The organism is Rhizobium sp. BT-226, assembly GCF_025847085.2.
GTDB classification, from domain to species: domain Bacteria; phylum Pseudomonadota; class Alphaproteobacteria; order Rhizobiales; family Rhizobiaceae; genus Rhizobium; species Rhizobium sophorae.
Map to the genome: position 1 here is coordinate 105,982 of NZ_JAOYTI010000001.1, position 20,909 is coordinate 126,890.

Annotated in this window: 20 protein-coding genes and 1 pseudogene; 7 read left to right on the plus strand and 14 right to left on the minus strand. The window is 61.4% G+C overall.

Annotation, left to right across the window (positions count from 1 at the left end; translation table 11 throughout):
* Window positions 1–11: 11 nt before the first annotated feature.
* A complete protein-coding gene (locus OIU37_RS00685; RefSeq protein WP_264255072.1) occupies window positions 12–2,000 on the minus strand; it encodes a bifunctional 2',3'-cyclic-nucleotide 2'-phosphodiesterase/3'-nucleotidase in 1,989 nt (662 codons plus the stop codon).
* Window positions 2,001–2,176: 176 nt separating this feature from the next.
* Here OIU37_RS00685 and OIU37_RS00690 point away from each other — a divergent pair, with 176 nt between their 5' ends.
* On the plus strand, window positions 2,177–2,899 hold the full coding sequence (locus tag OIU37_RS00690; protein ID WP_003538796.1) for a hypothetical protein: 723 nt from the start codon (window positions 2,177–2,179) through the stop codon (window positions 2,897–2,899).
* On the opposite strand, the pseudogene OIU37_RS00695 reads toward OIU37_RS00690, so the two are convergent.
* The 3 genes and pseudogenes from OIU37_RS00695 to OIU37_RS00705 all read right to left on the minus strand — a co-directional run bounded on the left by OIU37_RS00695 (window position 2,869) and on the right by OIU37_RS00705 (window position 4,878).
* Window positions 2,869–3,272 (minus strand): annotated as a pseudogene (locus OIU37_RS00695) (PilZ domain-containing protein). The gene OIU37_RS00690 and the pseudogene OIU37_RS00695 sit on opposite strands and share 31 nt — an antisense overlap.
* An 84-nt stretch (window positions 3,273–3,356) precedes the next feature.
* A complete protein-coding gene (locus OIU37_RS00700) occupies window positions 3,357–4,238 on the minus strand; it encodes a DMT family transporter (RefSeq protein ID WP_264255073.1) in 882 nt (293 codons plus the stop codon).
* Window positions 4,239–4,416: 178 nt separating this feature from the next.
* Complete coding sequence (locus tag OIU37_RS00705) at window positions 4,417–4,878, minus strand: Lrp/AsnC family transcriptional regulator (protein WP_003538804.1); 462 nt, start codon at window positions 4,876–4,878, stop codon at window positions 4,417–4,419.
* Window positions 4,879–5,034: 156 nt separating this feature from the next.
* Here OIU37_RS00705 and ald point away from each other — a divergent pair, with 156 nt between their 5' ends.
* Complete coding sequence (gene ald / locus OIU37_RS00710) at window positions 5,035–6,153, plus strand: alanine dehydrogenase (protein ID WP_182211460.1); 1,119 nt, start codon at window positions 5,035–5,037, stop codon at window positions 6,151–6,153.
* A gap of 14 nt (window positions 6,154–6,167) precedes the next feature.
* Here the strand turns inward: ald and OIU37_RS00715 are convergent, their stop codons facing one another.
* Window positions 6,168–6,671 carry a DUF1203 domain-containing protein gene (locus tag OIU37_RS00715; RefSeq protein ID WP_182211434.1) on the minus strand — a complete coding sequence of 168 codons (504 nt, stop codon included), beginning with the start codon at window positions 6,669–6,671 and terminating at the stop codon, window positions 6,168–6,170.
* A gap of 77 nt (window positions 6,672–6,748) precedes the next feature.
* On the opposite strand from OIU37_RS00715, the gene OIU37_RS00720 reads away from it, so the two are divergent.
* Window positions 6,749–6,985, plus strand: a complete 237-nt coding sequence (locus OIU37_RS00720; protein ID WP_319004688.1) for a hypothetical protein — start codon at window positions 6,749–6,751, stop codon at window positions 6,983–6,985.
* Window positions 6,986–7,015: 30 nt separating this feature from the next.
* Here the strand turns inward: OIU37_RS00720 and OIU37_RS00725 are convergent, their stop codons facing one another.
* From OIU37_RS00725 to OIU37_RS00740, 4 genes are read right to left on the minus strand one after another with little or no spacing between them, the layout of a single operon-like run.
* A complete protein-coding gene (locus OIU37_RS00725; protein ID WP_017960121.1) occupies window positions 7,016–7,576 on the minus strand; it encodes a GNAT family N-acetyltransferase in 561 nt (186 codons plus the stop codon).
* 5 nt (window positions 7,577–7,581) lie between these two features.
* Complete coding sequence (gene sseA / locus OIU37_RS00730) at window positions 7,582–8,451, minus strand: 3-mercaptopyruvate sulfurtransferase (protein WP_182211431.1); 870 nt, start codon at window positions 8,449–8,451, stop codon at window positions 7,582–7,584.
* Between the two features lie 18 nt (window positions 8,452–8,469).
* Window positions 8,470–9,207: an alanyl-tRNA editing protein gene (locus tag OIU37_RS00735; protein WP_182211429.1), complete on the minus strand. Its 738-nt coding sequence runs from the start codon at window positions 9,205–9,207 to the stop codon at window positions 8,470–8,472.
* 6 nt (window positions 9,208–9,213) lie between these two features.
* Window positions 9,214–10,251, minus strand: coding sequence for a cysteine synthase A (locus tag OIU37_RS00740; RefSeq protein WP_182211427.1), 1,038 nt, complete (start codon window positions 10,249–10,251; stop codon window positions 9,214–9,216).
* A gap of 226 nt (window positions 10,252–10,477) precedes the next feature.
* Here OIU37_RS00740 and OIU37_RS00745 point away from each other — a divergent pair, with 226 nt between their 5' ends.
* Complete coding sequence (locus OIU37_RS00745; RefSeq protein WP_180695350.1) at window positions 10,478–11,137, plus strand: ChrR family anti-sigma-E factor; 660 nt, start codon at window positions 10,478–10,480, stop codon at window positions 11,135–11,137.
* 98 nt (window positions 11,138–11,235) lie between these two features.
* Complete coding sequence (locus OIU37_RS00750) at window positions 11,236–12,069, plus strand: SDR family NAD(P)-dependent oxidoreductase (protein ID WP_180695349.1); 834 nt, start codon at window positions 11,236–11,238, stop codon at window positions 12,067–12,069.
* Here the strand turns inward: OIU37_RS00750 and OIU37_RS00755 are convergent, their stop codons facing one another.
* Entirely contained in the window at window positions 12,070–13,329 is a 1,260-nt protein-coding gene (locus OIU37_RS00755; protein ID WP_180695348.1) for a cyclopropane-fatty-acyl-phospholipid synthase family protein, read from the minus strand.
* A gap of 442 nt (window positions 13,330–13,771) precedes the next feature.
* Complete coding sequence (locus OIU37_RS00760; protein WP_182211425.1) at window positions 13,772–14,098, minus strand: hypothetical protein; 327 nt, start codon at window positions 14,096–14,098, stop codon at window positions 13,772–13,774.
* A gap of 213 nt (window positions 14,099–14,311) precedes the next feature.
* Here OIU37_RS00760 and OIU37_RS00765 point away from each other — a divergent pair, with 213 nt between their 5' ends.
* On the plus strand, window positions 14,312–14,629 hold the full coding sequence (locus tag OIU37_RS00765; protein WP_171602231.1) for a hypothetical protein: 318 nt from the start codon (window positions 14,312–14,314) through the stop codon (window positions 14,627–14,629).
* A gap of 115 nt (window positions 14,630–14,744) precedes the next feature.
* Window positions 14,745–15,422, plus strand: coding sequence for an HAD family hydrolase (locus OIU37_RS00770; RefSeq protein ID WP_264255076.1), 678 nt, complete (start codon window positions 14,745–14,747; stop codon window positions 15,420–15,422).
* 37 nt (window positions 15,423–15,459) lie between these two features.
* Here OIU37_RS00770 and OIU37_RS00775 read toward each other — a convergent pair whose 3' ends face one another.
* Genes OIU37_RS00775 through nirB form a run of 3 tightly spaced genes read right to left on the minus strand, consistent with a single transcriptional unit; the run spans window position 15,460 to window position 20,908 of the window.
* A complete protein-coding gene (locus OIU37_RS00775) occupies window positions 15,460–18,117 on the minus strand; it encodes a nitrate reductase (protein WP_264255078.1) in 2,658 nt (885 codons plus the stop codon).
* Window positions 18,118–18,453 (minus strand): nitrite reductase small subunit NirD, encoded by a 336-nt coding sequence (gene nirD, locus OIU37_RS00780; protein WP_264255080.1) that lies wholly within the window; start codon window positions 18,451–18,453, stop codon window positions 18,118–18,120. It abuts the gene before it with no gap.
* 4 nt (window positions 18,454–18,457) lie between these two features.
* Window positions 18,458–20,908, minus strand: a complete 2,451-nt coding sequence (gene nirB / locus OIU37_RS00785) for a nitrite reductase large subunit NirB (protein ID WP_062944637.1) — start codon at window positions 20,906–20,908, stop codon at window positions 18,458–18,460.
* Between the last annotated feature and the right edge of the window lies 1 nt (window position 20,909).

Below are 20,909 nucleotides of genomic sequence, written 5' to 3' on the forward strand. Positions count from 1 at the left end.
TTGTCTTCCGCCTAAAGAACCAGCCTGAATTTCGAGAAACCGTCGGCGCCTTCGCCGGCATCCTCGATCTTGACGCTCTTGACCTCGGCAAGGAACTGTTTCGCCTTCGGGCCGCTTTCGAAGGTCACGGTCGTGCCGGGGAGCGGCTTGAAGGTCCAGTTTGCGTCGGCAGACGGATTGATCGTGCCTTGATCATGGACATAGCGGACGATGACGTCGCGGTTGGTATCCGGCGCCTGGAAGATCACCTTGTCCGCGGTGATCTCGGGGAAATTGCCGCCGCCGCCGGCGCGGTAGTTGTTCGAGACGACGACGAACTTTTGAGCCGGATCGATCGGCTTGCCATTGAAGGCGAGGTTCTGGATGCGGTTGGCGTCCGGATTGATCGGCTTGCCGGATGAATCATATTTCGGCGGCTGCGACAGGTCGATCTGGTAGGTGACGCCGTCAATGACGTCGAAATTGTAGGACGGGAAGTCGGTGTTGAGCAACGCTGCATCCTTCGAGCCGGCCTCGATGTGATTGAACATGCCGGCCGACATTTCAAGCCAGTTCTTCACCTGAGCACCGGTAATAGCCACAGCCTGCACGGTATTCGGGTAGAGATAGAGGTCGGCGACGTTCTTGATGGCGATATCGCCGGCCGGAACATCGGTATAATAGTCGGCGCCGCCGCGGCTGCCGGCCTTGAAGGGGGCCGCTGCCGAAAGAACCGGCAGGTCTTTGAATGCGGTGTCGGCCAGCATCTGCTTGATGTACCAGGTCTGCGCTTGGCTGACGACCTGCACCGAGGGGTCGTCGGCGACCAGCGCGAAGTAGGAATAGAGCGGTGCGGAGGTCTTGCCGACCGGGGTGCGGACATAGGCAAGCGTCGCCTCGTGCTCGGCCTTGGCGGCCTCGACCACTTCCTTCTTGTCGGCGAAGTCGGCAACCACCTTCTTCTTGTCGTCGCGGTGATAGATCGGCCGTGCTTCCGACGTGAAATCGACGATCTTCCAGCTATTGCCATCCTTTTCCAGCAGCAGGTCGATCAGGCCGAGATGCGAGCCCCAGAAGCCGGCCATCACGGCAGGCTTGCCGTGCAGCGTGCCCTTGACCGGATCGGCATTGGCCACACCGTCCCAGCTCTTCGGGCCGGGGAAGACGAGATGCTGGTGGCCGGTGAAGATCGCGTCGATCCCATCGACGGCGGCGAGATGCAGCGAGGCGTTCTCCATCTTTTCGGACGGTGCGCTGCCGTCGATGCCGGAATGCGAGAGCGCAATGACGATATCGGCGCCGGCTTCCTTCATGGCGGGAACCCATGCCTTGGCGGCCTCGACGATGTCGCGCGTCTGCGCCTTGCCTTCGAGGTTCTTGATGTCCCAGAGCATGATCTGCGGCGGTACGAAGCCGATGAAGCCGATCTTGACCGGGCTCTCATTGCCGGCGCCGTCCTTGATCTGCTTTTCGACGACGATGTAGGGCTTGAAGAAGAGATCGTCCTGCTTCGGGTCCGAGGCGAACTGGCCCTTGGTCAGGTTGGCGCAGACGAAGGGGAAGTTTGCGCCCGCCAGGACCTTGAACATGAAGTCGAGGCCGTAGTTGAACTCGTGATTGCCGAGCGTGCCGACCGTATAACCGAGCGTGTTCATCGCCTTGATTACCGGATGGACGTCGCCGTCCTTCATGCCGTGCTGATAGGCCATGTAATCGCCCATCGGATTGCCCTGCAGCACGTCGCCATTGTCGATCAGCAGCGAGTTGACAGCTTCCGCGCGGATGTTGTCGATGATCGTCCCGGTGCGCGACAGGCCCATCGTGTCGTTCGGCTTGTCGGCATAATAGTCATAGGGGAAGACGTTGACGTGAATGTCGGTCGTTTCCATCAGCCTGAGATGCGCCTGGTTGGCGCTGGCGCGCGCGCTGAAAGGGTGTAGCAGCACCAGGGCGGAAGTGGCGGCGAGGCCGCCAAGCAGGGAACGGCGGCTCATTACACCAACATCGAAAATGGAAGACATGGAAATTCTCCTAAGGGATCATGCATCGTCCGGCCCGTCAGAATTAGGACGATTTGACGAGGAGTACACTGCGAAAATGACAGGACGTCAAAACAATCCAGCGGGATAGCGGCATGGTCGTGAAATACAATTTATGGTACAGTGGCGGCGGCTGGAACCATTGGGGAGATGGGATTATGAACAAGGTCGTTATCGCTTTGGTCGGAGGTTTCGGAGGCATCGCCCCCAGTCTGGTCGACAAGGCGCAGGCGCTCTACAGCGGCGATGTCGAGAAATGGCTGACGACGACGGCAAACCCTTGGATCTCGGTTGCCTGCGCGCTTGCCGCCATCGTCGTCTTCTTCATTATCGGCGGCGCTATCGCGCTGATCTATCGCGAACAGCAGTTGCAGAAGGCGCTTCTTCTTGGCATCGGCGCACCGGCTCTCATCATGGCCGCTGCACAGGGCAGTGCAGCCAACCCGCGGCCGATCGAGGTCAGCTCGGCCGCCAGCTTGTTCGGCATCGTCGGCGTCGCCCATGCTCAGGACGGCACTCGCTCCCTGCCGCCGCGGGTCGAATTGAAGGTCAATCCCGGCTGGACGCAGGGCGAATGCCAGACCTGCGATATCAAGTTCCTCGGCGGAGACGGCCAGATAATATCAAGCGAGCCGCTCTCCAGCAGCCAGGCGCCCGGCGCGGTCAACGTGCCGCTCGGCACGGAAACGATCCTGCTGTCCGGCGCCAACGCCAATACCGCCACGGTCAACGTCAGGGATCTCGGCGCCAGGCTGCCGCAGACGCAAGGCTCGGTCACCCTCGACGTCAACGTCAACCGCAGCTACTGGAACGATCTCAGCCGGTCATTCGGCGCAAAGGCCGTGCAGCCTTACGATTTCAGCGTCGACGTTGCCAAATGAGGCATCCGGTCGCTATTGGCGCTGGCTTTGGCCAGCTGGCGTACGCCAGCACCGGCCGTACCTCCTTATGGAAAAAGCGGAAATAGGAGGAAATCTGCGCCCGCGCATTCGAATTCACGTCGAACTGGATGCCGACGCGGCCATTGTGCTTCCAGCGGATGACGCCTTCGAGCAGCCCGAGGTTTTCGGCCTCAATGCGCACCTTGCTGCCAGAGGCGGCATGGAGCGGCCCCTTCATCTCCAGGGCGGCGCCAGTCGGCGATAGGTCGAGGATGCGGGCATCCACCTGGCTGTTCAGGTATTTGACATGGCCGAAAACGCGGCAGTGTTTCCGATCGGTCTTCCGGGCCGTGATTTTCAAGTTGCGGGTCATACTGTCTCCCTTGGTATAGCGAAGGAGCATAGCGCCGGAAAATTGAAATGGTTTTAGGGGCTTAGCTAAAATTGCAGTGAAACATCAATTGGCGGCAGTGGCCCTGCTTCCGACCACATGCTCGCGCCAGACCGTGAAAATGCCGGCGGCAACCACGATGATCGAACCGATGATCGTGTTGAGACTGAGCGTTTCGTCATAGACCGCCATGCCGATGACCGAGGCGTAGACCAGTGACAGATAGGTCAGCGGCTGCACGGCGGCGGCATCGAGAATATCATAGGCGCGGATCAGGAAATAATGGCTGGAAATGCTGGTGACGCAGACGAGCGCCATCCAACCCCAGTCACCCGGCGACATCCAGCTCCAGTAGAACGGTCCGATGAGCGTCATCGTGACGCCGCCGACGACGCCGGTATAGAAAAAGCTGGTCATCGATGAATCGTCGCGGCTGACCAGACGGGTGGCGATGACGTAGAAGGCGAAATTGAAGCAGGAAATGACGGCGAGAAGCAGCTTCACGTCGAAAAATTCGCCTTCCGGCTTGAGGATCAGCAGCACCCCGAAAAGTCCGGCGCCGATCGCTGCCCACCGCCGCCACCCGACCCGCTCGCCGAGGATCGGCATCGCCAGCAGCGCGATCAGGATCGGCGTCGCGGAAAAGATCGCCTGTGAACGGGCAAGGCCGATCATTGCAAAGCAGGTGATGGCCAGAACTACCTGGACGGCAAGCAGCACGCCGCGGGTTACCTGCAGGAGAGGGCGTTTGGTGCGGGCCGTCGCCTTGATGCCGCCGCGCATCTTCGAAGCGAGGATGATCGTGAAAAACGCGAAGGCCCAGTAGCGGATCATCGTCACGAAGATTGGCGGATAGGCCGTCGCCAGATGTTTCGAGATGGCATCCTGCAGGGAGAAAATGGTGATCGCCAGCAGCGCGAAAATATAGCCTTGGGTCTTCGATGTCATGATTTGCCGTTACTGCATAATTTCACCCTTAATCGATTCCGATTTAAGGGTGAAATTATGCAGAAGTCCAAAGTGTTACAGCGTCCTCTGCGCGTCTGAAAAGACGCGCGGCGCTGTAGTGGGGAAGCGCTTGCGCGCGACGAAAGTCTGGGCAGGCTTTCGGCTAAGATGCAAGGCCTCAAAGGCCGACATTCGGCTTGTCGATGATTTCTCTGAGCGCGAAGCTCGAATTGATCTTGACGACGTGGGGCAGGGCCGACAGCCAGTCGCGGTGGATCCGCTCATAGTCCTCGAGGTCGCGGGCTGCGACCCTGAGGATATAGTCGTATTCGCCCGACATCAGGTAGCAGACGAGCACGTTCGGGCAGAGCTTCACCGCTGCCTCGAATTCCGCCAGCGTCTTGGCGAACTGGCCGGAGAGCGAGATATGCACGATGGCGATCATCTTGTAATCGAGCGCCTTGTGTGAAAGCCGCGCATGGTAGCCGCCGATGACGCCGCTTCTTTCCAAGATGTCGAGCCGGCGCGAACAGGCCGAAGGCGACAATCCGATCCTTTCGGCAAGCTCGGCATTGGTGATGCGGGCATTGGCCTGCAATGCCCGGAGAATCGCAAGATCGATAGTATCGAGATCGGCCATTCGAAGAACCTTCGAAGAAAAATAGAAGAAGCGCAATAATCGCCGAAAAATCGCGTCTTCGCAAATCGTCTTTGCAAGGACATTTCACTGCCTTGATGGTTGGATTCCTCGTCTGAAAAAATCCGCGGCCGCGGAGATAAAATGAGAGGAACGCGCATGCGTGTCGGTTGCCCGAAGGAAATCAAGAATCATGAATATCGCGTCGGCATGACGCCGGCTTCGGTGCGCGAATATGTTGCCCACGGCCACGAGGTCTGGGTAGAGACCAAGGCAGGCGTCGGCATCGGCGCTGATGATGCCGCCTACGCCGCGGCCGGCGCCAAGATCGCCGCCTCCGCCAAGGATATCTTCGAAAAGTGCGACATGATCGTCAAGGTAAAGGAGCCGCAGCCCGCCGAATGGGCGCAGCTCCGTGACGGCCAGCTTCTCTATACCTATCTGCATCTGGCGCCGGATCCCGAACAGACCAAGGGTCTCATCGCCTCGGGCGTCACCGCGATCGCCTATGAGACGGTGACCGACGAACGCGGCGGCCTGCCGCTGTTGGCGCCGATGTCGGAGGTCGCCGGACGCCTGTCGATCCAGGCGGGAGCGACCGCGCTGCAGAAGGCCAATGGCGGCCTCGGCGTCCTGCTCGGCGGCGTGCCCGGCGTGCTGCCCGCCAAGGTCGCGGTCATCGGCGGCGGCGTCGTCGGCCTGCATGCGGCCAGGATGGCCGCCGGCCTTGGCGCCGATGTCAGCATCCTCGACAAGTCGCTGCCGCGTCTGCGCCAGCTCGACGATATCTTCGCAGGCCGCATCCACACGCGTTATTCCAGCATCCAGGCGCTGGAGGAGGAAGTCTTCTCGGCCGATCTCATTATCGGCGCCGTGCTGATCCCGGGCGCTGCCGCTCCGAAGCTCGTCACCCGCGAGATGCTGTCCGGCATGAAGAAGGGCTCCGTCATCGTCGACGTCGCCATCGACCAGGGCGGCTGCTTCGAGACCTCGCACGCGACGACCCATTCCGATCCGACCTATGAAGTCGACGGCGTCGTGCATTATTGCGTTGCCAACATGCCGGGCGCCGTGCCGGTCACCTCGGCGCACGCGCTGAACAATGCCACATTGGTTCATGGCCTGGCGCTTGCCGATCGCGGCCTGCGCGCTATCGCCGAAGACAAGCATCTGAGGAACGGCCTCAACGTTCACAAGGGCCGCATCACCAGCAAGCCGGTCGCCGACGCGCTGGGTTACGAGGCCTTCGCGCCGGAAAGCGTGCTGAACGTCGCGTAGTAGCTTACTCTAGGTTAGGCGCTGGTCCCCACCGGGGCCGGCGCCTTTACCTTGTCGATCCGGCATTGGAAGCAGTTGTTGCGCGCGGAGCGCACATGCACATAGGCGATATCAGATCGTCCCAGCAGCTCTTCGCCATAGGCTGGAATATCGCCGATAGCAGTCACCGCGCCGGTGCCGTAGACGATGCGGTCATTTTCGTTATAGCCGCGGACGATGAAGTCACGGCTCGTCGTCAGCACCGGCGGCATGATCTCTTCGGCGGTATAGCGTACACAAGGCTGCTTGTGCAGGAAGACCGGGCCGGTTTCGGCATAGGGCTGCAGATCGGGGAAGGGCCGGTAAGCGAAGACCAGCAACGCCTCGCCCGGATCGATATTTTCGAGGCAATGGCGGCAGGGATGACCGGGACCATCGGAAACGATCGTCTCGGGCAGCCTGTCATAGGCGTCGCGGCCGCCATTCCAGAGGTGTTCGGCGTCGGTCGTCGGCATGGCAACAAAACGAATGGCGGTCATGATAGATCTCCTTTGTATTGCCATGAAATGCACCTGGACGAGCGGGCAAGCCACCCGATTCTTGCCTGCATCTGGATATGAGATCGCCGGAGAGGAAAAAGCGGAGTACCTTTTGTCCGCACTCTATAAAGCGAAAGGAGAAACCCTTGGCCGACGTCGATCTCGCGCTGCTGGCGCAACAGAATGCAGAAATACTGGAAGAGCTCAGGGCTCTGCGCCGGGAAGTGACGGAACTGAAGGAACAGTCGGGCCGCACACTCGATTTCGAGCGCCGCAACGATCCGCGCCGCCCGAACAGCCTGACGCAACGTTAGTTAGCTCCACTTACGTAGGGAAAGAAGTTGTCAGCTTTTCCGCGCAAGCTCCAGAAGCTCCTTGTCGCTGAGCGGCCGGACGATGCCGGTGCCGGTCGAGACGGGGGAAAAACCATACATCTGGTAGAGCTGCAGCGCACGCGGGTGGTCGAGATTGTTGGTGGTGGTGGTCACCCGCTTCGGATTGAGTGACCAGATGGCATAGAGCGCCTGCAGCAGGAACCATTTGCCGATGCCGAGACCGAGCGCATGTTCGATCAGGCCGAAATGGCTGAGCTCGATCATATCCTCGTCTTCGCAGAAATATTCGTAGAAGCCGGCGGGCGCGCCGTTCACGTAGAGAACGCTGATATTGTTGCGCTTGTCGTTCAGCGTCTCGGCAAGCTGCTCGTCGCTCATGCGCAACCGGTCCACCCATTGCCAGCGCGCGCCCACCTGCCGGTAGAGATAGCGGTAGAACGGCAATGGGATCTCGGGAGCGCGCATGATCGCCGTCTGAATATTGACGGGCACCGGCATGCTTGCCTTTGGCGGCGCCGTCATTTCGAGCCGGGTGATGTGAGCTTTCAGCGAAGCGGGTGCCTTTCCCATGGCGATCAGACTTTGACCGGCGTCGGCGGACCGGTGACGATGGGTGTATCGTCACGGCTGCCCCATTCGCTCCACGAGCCGTCATAAAGCTTGTTGTCGTGATGACCGAGCGATTCCAGCGCCAGCGTGATGATCGCGGCGGTGATTCCCGAGCCGCAGGAGGTGACGACAGGCTTTGAAAGATCGATGCCGGCATCCTCGATCGTCTGCCTGAGTTCGGGCAGCGACTTGAAACGGCCCTGGCTGGCGAAGACGCCGGAGGGCAGGCTGCGGGCGCCCGGCATATGGCCGGAACGCATGCCGGCGCGCGGCTCGGGCTCGACGGCGGCAAAGCGGCCGGCGCTGCGGGCATCGGCAATCTGCATCGCACCGCTGGAGACGATGTCGCGCATCGTATCGAGCGTCACCACGCGGCTCGCGTCGAAGTTCGGCGTGAAGGTCGCCGGCGCAGGATTGGGCGCTTCGGTTTCAAGCGGACGGCCCTCGGCCTTCCAGCCGTCGAGACCGCCATCGAGCACGAAGACATTTTTCGCGCCCATCACCCGGAACAGCCACCAGACGCGCGGCGAGGCGAACAGGCCGATGCCGTCATAGACGACGATCCGATCATTCTCGCTGATGCCGAGCCGGCCGGCCTCAGTGGCGAAATAATCGGGCGAGGGGATCGTGTGCGGCAGCGATGTCGAACGGTCGGCGATCTTGTCCTGGTCGAAGCGGATGGCGCCGGGAATATGGCCGGCCGCATATTCGGCATCGGCATCGCGCTTCTGCGCCGGCAGATAGAAGGAGGCGTCCAGCACCCGCAGATCAGCTTTGCCGAGCTCGGACTGCAGCCAGTCGGCCGAAACGACGAAACGGCTCTTGGTCTCACTCATGATGGTCTCCCTTGATGGTCAGGCTTCGTCGCCGGGCGTGCCGAAGCGGATGCGGAAGCGGCGGTTTTCCTTGCCCTTCTTCTCGATCTTGGCGATATGGATCTGCCCGACTTCCTGAGTCTCGGAGACATGTGTGCCGCCGCAGGGCTGGCTGTCAATCGAGGAGTTCTCGCCGATGCAGACGAGGCTGACGCGCCCGAGCCCCATCGGCGGGCGCACGTTCTTCGATTTGACGATGTCGGGATTGGCCGCAAGTTCCTCATCGGTGATCCATTGCAGGGTGACCGGATGGTTCTGGCCGACGAGTTCCATCAGCTTGGCCGTTACCTGGTCCTTGTCGATCGTCTCGATCATGTCGAAGTCGACGCGGCTTTCCTCCTCGCCGACGGCAGCCCCGGTAATCGGATAGGAGCAGACGACGGAAAGCAGGTGGCAGGCCGTGTGCATGCGCATCAGCCTGTAGCGGCGCGGCCAGTCGACATGCAGCACCAGCGTCTCGCCGACCGCTGGTCGCGGCGCACCGTCGAGCGGCACGTGGATGATGACATCCTTGCTCGGACCATGCTTCGTCTGGCCGAGCGCGATCTTGCTGCCGTCAGCGCGCTCGAGCTCTCCGGTGTCTCCGGGCTGGCCGCCTGATGTGGCATAGAAACAGGTCTGGTCCAGTTCGATGCCCCCGTCTTCGTGAACGGCGGTGACGACCGCCTCGCACGTCGAGAGATAGAAGTCGTCACGATAAAGGGCATTGACAGGCATGGCGTCTCACACAGGCTCGTAGGGAACGCGGATATCGGGCGACTTGGCCATCCAGCCCGGAACGGGCAGACCCTTCGACGTCAGGAAATCCGGGTTGAAGAGCTTCGACTGATAGCGGTTGCCGTAATCGCAGAGGATCGTCACCACCGTGTGACCAGGCCCGAGATCCCGGGCGAGGTTGACCGCGCCGGCAATGTTGATCGCTGTCGATCCGCCGAGGCAGAGGCCCTCGTTCTCGACGAGGTCGAAGAGATAGGGAAGCGCTTCGGCATCGGGGATCCGATAGGCATAGTCAGGCGTGAAGCCCTCGAGATTGGCAGTGATGCGGCCCTGGCCGATGCCCTCGGTGATCGAGGACCCCTCGGATTTCAGTGCGCCGTTCTGGTAGAATTCATAGAGTGCGGCGCCGTCGGGATCGGCGATGCCGATCTTGACGTCTGCCTTGAAAGCCTTGAGGCCGGCGGCGACGCCTGCCAGCGTGCCGCCGGAGCCGACCGAGCAGACAAAGCCGTCGACCTTGCCGTCGGTGTCTTGCCAGATTTCTTTTGCCGTCGTTTCGACATGTGCCTGGCGGTTGGCGACGTTGTCGAACTGGTTTGCCCAGATCGCCCCGTTCGGCTCGGTCTTCGCCAGCTGCTCTGCCAGCCGCCCGGATACCTTCACGTAATTGTTCGGGTTCTTGTAGGGAACGGCGGGCACTTCGACGAGTTCGGCGCCGAGCAGCTTCAGCGCGTCCTTCTTTTCCTGGCTCTGCGTTTCCGGGATGACTATGACGGTGCGATAACCGAGCGCCTTGGCGACCAGCGTCAGCCCGATGCCGGTATTGCCGGCCGTTCCCTCGACGATGACGCCGCCCGGACGAAGCAGTCCCTTCTGCTCTGCGTCGCGGATGATGTAGAGCGCGGCGCGATCCTTGACCGACTGGCCGGGGTTCAGGAACTCCGCCTTGCCGAGAATGGTGCAGCCGGTCATCTCTGAGGCGCCCTTGAGTTTGATCAGGGGCGTGTTGCCGATGGCTTCGAGGACGGAGGGGTGGAAGGTCATGGAATCTGCCTCTATTCGAACTCTTACTTTAGGAACGGTCTTTTCCCTTCACAAGGCTGAGTTGGCAAGAAATGCTATTCCACGCCTCCGTCGGACACGATAAAATTTGCTTTCCTCTCCCTGAAATGACGCATGGCCCGCAATCCCGCCGTGTGAGGGGTGATCCGAAGATTGACTTTCCCCGTACGGATGACGACAAAGCGAAAACGGAGCGCGGCAACAGGGCGTGACCGAAACCGACATGGTTCACGAGCAGATCGACACGATCGATGCATTGATGGCGCATTATGTTGCCGGCTCCTTGCCCGAGCCGGCGCGTGTGCTGGTGCAGTCTCATCTCGAAATGAAACCGGCCAATCGCAGCCTGGTGAACAGCCTCGAGCTGCTGGCAGGCGAAGCTCTGGAAAGCGCGCCTGAAGTCGCCATTGCCGATCGCGACGGGCGGCTTGCGGCGATCTTTTCCTCTGCTTCTCCCGTCCCAGCGCCACAGACGGCGGCGCGACCGAAAAACGCGCTGTTTCCGCAGGCGTTGCGCTCTCTCTTGGGCTTCGAGGCTGAGGATGTGCCCTGGCGCCGGCGGTTGCCCGGTTTTAGGGAATATTCGCTCGACATGGACGGCTGCGAGGTCAGCCTGATGTGGATCCGGCCGGGCCGCGCCTTGCCGGCGCACACTCACAAAGGCATGGAACTGATCCTCATTCTCGACGGCGCCTTCAACGATGAACGCGGCCGTTTCGGCCCCGGCGACATCTCCATTGCCGACGAGACGGTCGACCACCGGCCGGTCGCCGAAAAGGACAGGCCTTGCATCGCCTTTGCCGTCTCGGACGGACCGGTCAAGCTCACCGGATCCTTCCGCCAGATGATCGGCGACCTGATCGGCTGAAAGCAGCCACAATAGTGTGATAGAGCCGTAAATCCGGAGGGGTTGAGGAACTTCCGGACCTGTTTTCGCATTGATCAGGCAGCCCGGAGGAACATGTTATGCGTGATTTCATTGCCCATCCCGAACATGGAATCGTCTGGATTTCGGGTGCGAGTTCAGGCATCGGCCGGGCACTTGCACTGAGGCTCGCCGGCGAAGGATACAAGGTCGCCGTCACGGCCAGAAGCCACGAAAAGCTGGTCGAACTGCAAGCCGAAGCCAATGGCCTCTCGGGCAGTATCATTGTGCTCGACGGCGACGTCACTGATGCCGAGGACATGGAACATGTCATGGCTTCCATCGAATATGAGCACGGCACGCTCGCCATGGCGATCCTCAATGCCGGCGTCTACCTGCCTGTTCATGCCGAGGATCTGAACCGCACCGATTTCGAGAAGAGCTTCGCCGTCAACCTCTCCGGCGTCGTCAACTGTCTGTTGCCGGCGATCCGCCATATGAAGGCGAAAGGCCAGGGACAAATCGCCATTGTTTCCTCCGTCACCGGCTATGGCGGCCTGCCGACGGGAGCTGCCTATGGCGCCACCAAGGCGGCGCTGATCAATATGGCCGAAAGCCTGAAATTCGATCTCGACAAGATGGGCATCCGCATCCAGCTCGTCAGCCCGGGCTTCGTCGATACGCCGGCGACGAGGAAGAATGCCTTTCCGACGCCGGCTCTGGTGTCGGTAGAGGAGGCCGCCCAGGAGATTGCCGCCGGGTTGAAATCGCAAGCCTTCGAGATCACGTTTCCGAAGCGCTTCACCACCATGCTGAAGCTCGCGCGCCTGCTCCCCTATAGCCTTTATTTCGCGCTGGTGAACCGCGTGACCGGCTGGCGGGAGCGGCCGCCATCGGCAGGTCGCCACCCGGTGACACCGCATGCGGCGGAATGATCAACGGCGCGAGAACACGACCTGGCGCACATCGATATTGCGGGCACGGAAGCCGGCCTCGCAATAGAACAGATAGAATTCCCAGAGCCGCTTGAAACGTTCGTCGAAGCCCATCGGGCGGATGCGTTCCCAGACCGACCAGAAACGTTCGCGCCATTCGGCGAGCGTGCGGGCGTAGTCGAGCCCGAAGCCGATGTCCTTGACCAGCGACAGATCGACCTTGCCGGCAAGTTCGGCCAGATGGTTGCGCGTCGGCAGCATGCCGCCGGGAAAGACATATTTCTGGATGAAATCGGGGTTGCTGCGATACTGGTCGAAGGCTTCCGGCCGGATGGTGATGATCTGCAGGCCGGCCTTGCCGCCCGGCTTCAGACATTGCCTGAGCTTGGAGAAATAGGATGGCCAGTACCTCTCGCCGACCGCTTCGAACATCTCGATCGAGACGATCCGGTCGTAGAGCCCTGTTTCATCGCGGTAGTCCTGGAAGCGGAATTCCACGCGGTCATCGAGGCCGGCCTTGTGAATGCGCTCCTCGGCAAAGGCGAGCTGCTCGCGGCTGATCGTCAGCCCCGTCACCTTGCAGTTCAGCTCACTTGCGGCGAATTCGGCAAAACCGCCCCAGCCGCAGCCGATCTCCAGCACATGATCGCCAGGCCCGATGCCGGTCGCCTCGGCAAGCGCCCGGTATTTGGCGTTCTGGGCCGATTGCAGATCGTTGGCACCGGTCGAATAGAGTGCCGAGGAATAGGTCATGCTCGGATCGAGCCATTCCCTGTAGAAGTCGTTGCCGAGATCGTAGTGAGCGGAAATGTTGCGCTTCGAGCCCGTTTTGGTATTGGCGTTCATCCAATGGCGGACGCGCTCGAAGAGGCGGCCGACGCCGCCCTTACCGTGCGCATAGCTGTGCGCGGCCTCGCCGTTGACGAGGAAGAGTTCAAGGAAGGCGGTGATGTCGGGGCTGTCCCAATCGCCGTCCATATAGGTTTCGGCGACCCCTATCGTGCCGCTCGTCAGCGCCCGATAGGCAAGGTTCCAATTGTTGAGGCTGAGCGCCGCCTTCGGCCCGGGCTGCTTGCCCTCGATCAGCAGTCTGCGGCCGTCGGGAAGGGTGACGGCAAGCGAACCGTGCTGCATGCGCAGAAGTCCGCGCAACGCCAGTTTCGCCTTGAAGGGCAGCCCCTTCACCAGACGAGATATGTTTTCCCCCGTCAACGTCACCGCGTCACGAGCCAGCAGGTTCCAATCCTGCGCCTTGCTCATCTCTTCTCCTCCAGCATTTTCTTACCGGTTGGGAAGGACGGCGCACCCGTGTTGATATGCGCGGCCGCTCCCCCGGCCATTACATCGAAAGCTACCGCATAATTCCTGAAATCGGAACAGATTTAGCAGTTCAAAATGTTACAGGGTCCGTTGCGCGGCGCGTGCGGCGCTGCCATGCCATTCCGCCGCGTCTGCAACCGGGCGGGGCAGCCGGACGCTGACTTCAGGCGGAGACGCCGGACGCCTGGCGGAGCGTGCCCTTCAGCTACAATTCCGCGTTCTTTGCCAAGAGCCCGTCCCCGCGCGTGTTCTTTTCAACTGCTACAGATGGACGGAACGTGCGGATCAAAAGTTTATCCGGCGGAAAAAGCTTTTCGTCGCCCTCGCGATATAAAAAAAGGCCGGCGTGAACCGGCCTTTTTTGAGAGCGGCAGTCTGTCGCTTAGTTGTCGTATTCGCGGCAGGCTTCGCTGATCGATGCGCCGCTCTGGCCGCCGCGCGTATCGACGCCGGACCTCTGTTGCGGCATGCCGGGGCATTCCATCGTCTGCGGTCTGCCGATACTCTGTGTCGTCGTCGGATCGACCGGCGAGACAGGCACTGGGCGGATGCCGTTGTCATCATTGGTGTAATCGGATGAATAGGTGCCGGAACCGGGGTCGGTCGAGCCGCCATTCGTTGGCCCGATCGGACTCGGGTTAGACTGGGCAAAAGCCGACGACGCCATGCCGATCGCGAGCAGCGAAGCGGCAATAAGGGATCTAGGCATGGGATATCCTCCTTGGATTTTCATCTTGGATGACCCTGAGGTAACTGCCTGCTGGAATCATTGTTCCGAAATTTGCCGAAAACCTGCATTCAAGCCTCGCGGCATACCCGGCATGGTTATGCGTAAACCTTAACGGGCGATGTCGCTGGATCGGCGCCGGCGCATGTCCTACTTGCATGCGGAGATACTAAAAAACCGTGGCATGAGGCCGCTATGTTCATCTCCTTTCGCGAAGCCGCAGATCTCGGTCTCCAGATCGCACTTGCACTCACCTTGACGCTGAGTGGCATGACGGTCGCGTCCTACGCCGTCAAGAATGACAAGGCTAAAATTTCCGCAATCGACGTCAGCCGTCCCTCACTCTGGACCGCCGCTCCGATGCGCGTCGATCCGACTACGCAAGCCTACCTGCGCGCCAATGCTTCGGCCGCACTGGAACTCGCCGATGGTGCCGACGACCTCTGCCACGACCCGATCGGCCTCCGGCTTTCCTGCGACTTGATCGTCACCTCCGGTAGGGCGGCTTTTTAGGTGAAGGCGGTCGGGAGGCGTCACCGCCATTCCCGAAAGCTTGCAAAACCCAATGATTTGCCGTTTCATCGCGATAGCGACCACCGTTCGACTGTTTCCCTGAAGGATCAGCCTTTTGTCTATGCCGATGCCCCGCGGCTTCGAGAAGCCCTATGCCGCCTTTCTGTTCGATATGGACGGCACCATCCTCAATTCGATCCGTGCGGCCGAGCGTGTATGGAGCGACTGGGCAAGGCGTCATGGGCTCGATGTCGCCACCTTTTTACCGAAGATGCATGGATCGCGCGGCATTGACACGATCACCCGGCTGAACCTGCCGGGAGTCGATCCCGAACATGAATCGAAGCTGGTGACCGAGGCCGAAATCGCCGATGTCAGCGACGTCGTTGCCATTCACGGCGCCGCGACGTTTCTGAGTTCATTGCCTCCGGATCGCTGGGCGATCGTCACCTCCTCGCCGTTGCGCCTTGCTCACCGGCGACTGGAGGCAGCAGGCTTGCCGGTGCCGAGATTCATGGTGACGGCTGAGGACGTCAAGGTCGGAAAACCCGACCCGCAATGTTATATTCTGGGCGCCGAGCGCCTCGGCGTCAGCACGCAGGATTGCCTGGTGTTCGAGGATGTCGCAGCCGGCATTACGGCCGGCGAGGCGGCGGGTGCCGATGTCATGGTCATCACGGCAACACATCACCAAAAGATGGAGACGCCGCACCCGACGCTTTCATCCTATGACGAGATCTCGGTCCGCATCTCCTCCGATCACAGGATGCTGATCGTCCCGAACGCGGCCTGACAGTGCTCCGGTTGCGTCCTGCTTGCTTTTGCGCGGTTCACTCCGCGGCTGCGGCAAGACAGCGATCGATGATCCTGCCGATTTCGCTGCGGCAGGAGCCGCAATTGGTTCCAGCGCTGGTTTCCTTGCCGACCGCCTCGACGCTGTGACATCCGCCGCGCACGGCAGCGGCGATCTGGTTGACCCCGACACTGAAGCAGGAGCAGACGGTAGCGCCTGGATCCGGCCTGCCTGCGCCGGGACGACCCGCAACGAGCGCAAAGCGTTTCCTGAGGTCGCCATGCGAGGCGGAGAGCTGTGAAATCGCCCAGTTGCGCGCGACCGCAACGGGCTCGCGTGCCAGAAACAGCGCCGCAAGCAGGACCTCGCCATCGAAGAAGGCGAGCCTGAGGTCGCCGGATTGCCGGTCGGCATAACCAAGCGGTTCGATCTCGGCCGGAATGGCGAAAACCGCCCGGCACCAGGCCGTCCAGTCTTCGACGGGTTCGCCGAAGGCAAGCTCCAGCCGCCAGCCGCCGGCGGCTTTTGCCAGCGCCCAATAGGCCGCGTCAGGCGTGGCGGGTTTTGTCGCCGAGACGGCGAAACCGTAATGGGTGGCGCTAAAGGGCCGGACGGCGACGGCAACGTTCTTCGATGCCGGCTGACCGGAAATGGGATCGGTTATCGGCGCGACCACGGTGTCGATTCGCGCTCTTGCGGCGAACTGGTCGTTCCAGTGCATCGGCGCAAAGATGCCGCCGCGGGCCTGGCGATCGGTCACCAGTGCCCTGACGATTGCCTTGCCGTGCGGGCTGTCGATCTCGACGAGGCCCGCGCTTGATATACCGGTCTCGATCGCGTCGCGTGGATGGATCTCGGCAAAGGGTTCGGCTATATGGGCGGAAAGCCGCGCGCTCTTTCCGGTTCGCGTCATCGTGTGCCACTGGTCGCGGATGCGCCCGGTATTCAGCGTGAACGGGTACTCGGCATTGGTGCGATCGGTTGCGGGCGGTTTGACCGCGACGAAGCGCGCCTTGCGATCCGGATGGAAGAAACCGCCCTCGGCGAAGAAGCGGGTGGTGTTTGGTTCTGTCCCTGCCGCCTGCGGCCACTGGAAGGGCGACAGTTCGTCATAGGCCCCGCCGCTCATGCCGGCGCGCGCCCCGATGTCGAAATCGCGGCTGCCGTTATTTTCGAAGGCGGAAAGCGCGGCGTGCTCGGCGAAGATTGCCGCCGGCGCATCATAATCGAAGGCGGCGGCAAATCCCATGCGGCGTCCGACCTCCGCAAGCTGCCACCAGTCGGCCCTTGCATCGCCAGGGATGTCGAGAAACGGCCGTTGCCTTGAAATGCGCCGTTCGGAGTTGGTGACGGTGCCATCCTTCTCGCCCCAGCCGAGCGAGGGCAAAAGCACATCTGCGTGCCGGGTCGTATCCGTCTCTTTGAGGATGTCCGAGACGACGACGAAGGGACAGGCGGCGATCGCGTTTTCGACACTGTCGGCATCCGGCATCGAGACGACAGGATTGGTCGCCATGATCCACAGCGCCTTGATGCGCCCGTCGGCCACGGCTTGGAACATGTCGACCGCCTTCAGGCCGGGCTTTGCGGCGATGACGGGCGAGTCCCAGAAGCGCTGCACGCGGTCCCTATCTTCGGCATTCTCGATCGCCATATGGGCAGCAAGCATATTGGCGAGACCGCCGACCTCGCGCCCGCCCATGGCGTTCGGCTGGCCGGTCAGCGAAAACGGTCCCATGCCGGGGCGGCCGATGCGGCCGGTCGCCAGGTGGCAGTTGAGGATGGCATTGACCTTGTCGGTGCCGGAGGAGGATTGGTTGACGCCCTGGCTGTAGCAGGTCACGACCTTCGGCGTCGTCTCGAACAGGCGGAAGAACTCCCTGATCTGCATGGCCGGCAGGCCGGTCCGTTCCAGGAGATCGTTGATATCAAGCGCGGCGGCGGCCGCAAAAGCGTCGCCGAAACCTTCGGTATGGGCGCCGATATAATTCTGGTCTATTGCCGGACTGGTCGCGAGATGGGCAAGCAGTCCCATGAACAGCGCAACATCGCCGTCCGGACGGATGGCGAGATGCAGGTCGGCGATGTCGCAGGTCATCGTCCGGCGCGGATCGATGACGACGATCCGCATGTTTGGCCGCGCCGTCTTTGCGGCGGCAAGCCGCTGGTAGATGACGGGATGACACCAGGCAAGGTTGGAGCCGGTCAGGATCACCAGATCCGCAAGTTCGATATCCTCATAGGTCCCGGGGACAGTATCGGCGCCGAAGGCGCGGCGATGCCCCGCCACGGAAGAGGACATGCAAAGCCTTGAATTGGTGTCGATATTGCCGGAGCCGATGAAGCCCTTCATCAGCTTGTTGGCGACATAGTAATCCTCGGTCAGCAACTGGCCCGAGACGTAGAAGGCAACGGCGTCAGGCCCGTGTTCGGCGATCGTTTCAGAAAAACGGCGGGCGACCAGATCAAGCGCCTCGTCCCAGCCGCTCTGTTTGCCTTCGATCTCGGGATGGAGAAGCCGGCCATCGAGATCAATGGTTTCGGCAAGGGCTGAACCCTTCGAGCAGAGCCGGCCGAAATTCGACGGATGCTCGGGATCTCCTTTGACGCTGACTGCGCCTGCCTGGTCGACCGTGGCGATTACGCCGCAGCCGACACCGCAATAGGGACAGGTGGTCTTGACCTCCGCCGCCATCTATTCCGCCGCCATCATCAGGCTTTCCAGAGCGATGAACAGCCTGCCGTCGTCGTTCAGCACCTGGATCGTCCGAACCTCGCCTTCATCGGCGCCGAGCGCCTTGCCTGTTTCCAGCGAGATAACCCAGTTGTGCAGCGGGCAGGTGACTGACTTGGCGTGGACGATGCCCTGGGAGAGCGGGCCGCCCTTGTGCGGGCAGTGATCCTCGATGGCAAAGACCTCGTTTTCGGCCGTGCGGAAGACGGCGATCTTGGCTTGCGGCGTCTTCACGCAGCGCGCCCCGCGCAGCGGGATGTCGGAGATGTCACCGATTGCGATCCAGTTCATGTCCATCTCCTTATTCTGCAGCCTGCGGATAGCCGATCGTCGCCATCGGCTTGAACTCATGCTTGTCCTTGCCGGAGACACGCTCCGACCAGGGGTCGACCTGGGCAAATTTCTGGGAGAAGACGAAGCGGTCGTAATAGGCTTTGCGCTTTTCGGCATCGCCCATGATCTGGCGGCGGATTTCCTCCAGGCCGATGCGCTTGGCCCATTTGTAGATGCGCTCGAGATAGCGGGCTTGCTCGCGGTACATCTGCGTCAGGGCCACGATATACTCCAGCGCCTCGTCCTCGGTCCGGACAAGCCCGAGGACCTCCGTGCCCTTGATGTCGAGACCGGCCGCACCGGCGAAATGGATCTCGAAACCGGAATCCACGCAGATCACGCCGATATCCTTGCAGGTTGCTTCCGCGCAGTTGCGCGGGCAGCCGGAGACGGCCATCTTCAGCTTGGCCGGCGTCCAGGAGCCCCACATGAACCTTTCGATGCGGATACCGAGGCCGGTGGAATCCTGCGTGCCGAAGCGACACCAGTCCGAACCCACACAGGTCTTCACGGTGCGCAGGCCCTTGGCATAAGCCTGGCCGGAGACGAAGCCGGCCTTGCCGAGATCGGCCCAGACGGCGGGCAGGTCTTCCTTCTCGATGCCGAGCAGGTCGATGCGCTGGCCGCCCGTCACCTTCACCATCGGGATCTCGAACTTGTCGACGACATCGGCGATGGCGCGCAGCTCGTTCGAATTGGTGACGCCGCCCCACATGCGCGGAACGACGGAGTAGGTGCCGTCCTTCTGGATGTTGGCATGCACGCGTTCATTGATGAACCGCGACTGGTAGTCGTCGGCATATTCGTCCGGCCAGTCGCAAACCAGGTAATAGTTGAGCGCCGGCCGACATTTGGCGCAGCCGCAGGAGGTCTTCCATTCGAGCTCCTGCATGACGGCAGGGATGCTCTTCAACCCCTTGGCCTTGATCAGCCGGCGAACGTCGTCATGGCCGAGTTCGGTGCAGGTACACATCGGCTGGACGGCAGTCGGATTGTAGCTGTCGCCGAGCGTCAGCGCCATGAGTTGTTCGACGAGGCCGGTGCAGGAGCCGCACGAGGCGGATGCCTTTGTGTGGGCGCGTACGTCGTCGAGCGACGTCAACCCCTTGCCTGAAATCGTCGACGTGATCTTGCCCTTGCATACGCCGTTGCAGCCACAAATCTCCGCGTCATCCGGCAAGGCTGCAACGGCCGCCATAGGGTCCAGCGGCGACCCTCCCTGATAGGCCTGTCCGAAGATCAGCGTCTCGCGCATCTCCGAAATATCGGTTGCCTTCTTCTTCAGGTCATTGAACCATGCGCCATCGGCGGTCTCCCCGTAAAGTACGGTGCCGATGATCTTATTGTCCTTGAGCACCAGGCGCTTGTAGACGCCGGCGCTGGCATCGCGCAGCACGATCTCCTCGCGGTCGTCGCCATCGGCAAAGTCGCCGAGTGAATAAAGCTCGATGCCGGTGACCTTGAGCTTGGTCGGCGTATCCGCATGAACGAAGGCCGGCGAGCGATCGCCGGAGAGATGCGAGGCGGCGATACGGGCCATTTCATAGAGCGGCGCAACGAGGCCATAGACCATACCGCCGACCTCGGCACATTCGCCGAGCGCAAGAATATCGCCATCCGATGTCTGCATGCCGGCATCGACGACGATGCCGCGATTGACCGCAATGCCGGCATCCTTCGCCAAGCCGACACTCGGACGAATGCCGACGGCCATGACGACCAGCGTTGCCGGGATGATGCGGCCGTCGTCAAGCTCGATGCCCTCGACCTTGCCATTGCCGACGATCGCCTTGGTATTGGCCTTGCAGATGACCTTGATGCCGCGTTCCTCGACCGCCTTCTGCAGCAGGTAGCCGGCGGCGGGGTCGAGCTGGCGTTCCATTAGCGTCGGCATGACATGAAGCACGGTGACGTCCATGCCGCGCTGGGCAAGACCGGCCGCCGCTTCCAGGCCAAGCAGGCCGCCGCCGATGACGACAGCCTTTTCGCGCGACTGGGCGGCAAGCAGCATTGCCTGCACGTCGTCGAGATCGCGATAGGTGATGACGCCGGGCAGATCCTTGCCGGGAACGGGGATGATGAAAGGCACGGAACCGGTTGCGATCACCAGCTTGTCGTAGCTTTCGGTGACGCCGTGGTCGGAGGTGACGGTCTTGGCGGCGCGATCGATATTGACGATCTTGTGGCCCTTGTAGAGCATGATGCCGTGCTTGATATACCAGCCGTCACCGTGAATGATGATCTGCTCGTAGTCCTTTTCTCCTGAGAGAACCGGCGACAGCATGATGCGGTCGTAATTGACGCGCGGCTCGGCATTGAAGATCGTAACTTCATAGCGTCCGGGCGCCTGTTCGAAGAGGTGCTCCAGCATGCGCCCGGGCGCCATGCCATTGCCGATGATGACAAGTTTTTCGGTCATA

Excerpts from the sequence above, each read along its gene's own strand:
- OIU37_RS00685 (WP_264255072.1), bottom strand. The coding sequence starts at position 2,000 with ATGTCTTCCATTTTCGATGTTGGTGTAATGAGCCGCCGTTCCCTGCTT.
- OIU37_RS00690 (WP_003538796.1), top strand. The coding sequence starts at position 2,177 with ATGAACAAGGTCGTTATCGCTTTGGTCGGAGGTTTCGGAGGCATCGCC.
- OIU37_RS00700 (WP_264255073.1), bottom strand. The coding sequence starts at position 4,238 with ATGACATCGAAGACCCAAGGCTATATTTTCGCGCTGCTGGCGATCACC.
- OIU37_RS00705 (WP_003538804.1), bottom strand. The coding sequence starts at position 4,878 with ATGGCCGATCTCGATACTATCGATCTTGCGATTCTCCGGGCATTGCAG.
- ald (WP_182211460.1), top strand. The coding sequence starts at position 5,035 with ATGCGTGTCGGTTGCCCGAAGGAAATCAAGAATCATGAATATCGCGTC.
- OIU37_RS00715 (WP_182211434.1), bottom strand. The coding sequence starts at position 6,671 with ATGACCGCCATTCGTTTTGTTGCCATGCCGACGACCGACGCCGAACAC.
- OIU37_RS00720 (WP_319004688.1), top strand. The coding sequence starts at position 6,749 with ATGAGATCGCCGGAGAGGAAAAAGCGGAGTACCTTTTGTCCGCACTCT.
- OIU37_RS00725 (WP_017960121.1), bottom strand. The coding sequence starts at position 7,576 with ATGGGAAAGGCACCCGCTTCGCTGAAAGCTCACATCACCCGGCTCGAA.
- sseA (WP_182211431.1), bottom strand. The coding sequence starts at position 8,451 with ATGAGTGAGACCAAGAGCCGTTTCGTCGTTTCGGCCGACTGGCTGCAG.
- OIU37_RS00735 (WP_182211429.1), bottom strand. The coding sequence starts at position 9,207 with ATGCCTGTCAATGCCCTTTATCGTGACGACTTCTATCTCTCGACGTGC.
- OIU37_RS00740 (WP_182211427.1), bottom strand. The coding sequence starts at position 10,251 with ATGACCTTCCACCCCTCCGTCCTCGAAGCCATCGGCAACACGCCCCTG.
- OIU37_RS00750 (WP_180695349.1), top strand. The coding sequence starts at position 11,236 with ATGCGTGATTTCATTGCCCATCCCGAACATGGAATCGTCTGGATTTCG.
- OIU37_RS00755 (WP_180695348.1), bottom strand. The coding sequence starts at position 13,329 with ATGAGCAAGGCGCAGGATTGGAACCTGCTGGCTCGTGACGCGGTGACG.
- OIU37_RS00760 (WP_182211425.1), bottom strand. The coding sequence starts at position 14,098 with ATGCCTAGATCCCTTATTGCCGCTTCGCTGCTCGCGATCGGCATGGCG.
- OIU37_RS00765 (WP_171602231.1), top strand. The coding sequence starts at position 14,312 with ATGTTCATCTCCTTTCGCGAAGCCGCAGATCTCGGTCTCCAGATCGCA.
- OIU37_RS00775 (WP_264255078.1), bottom strand. The coding sequence starts at position 18,117 with ATGGCGGCGGAGGTCAAGACCACCTGTCCCTATTGCGGTGTCGGCTGC.
- nirD (WP_264255080.1), bottom strand. The coding sequence starts at position 18,453 with ATGGACATGAACTGGATCGCAATCGGTGACATCTCCGACATCCCGCTG.
- nirB (WP_062944637.1), bottom strand. The coding sequence starts at position 20,908 with ATGACCGAAAAACTTGTCATCATCGGCAATGGCATGGCGCCCGGGCGC.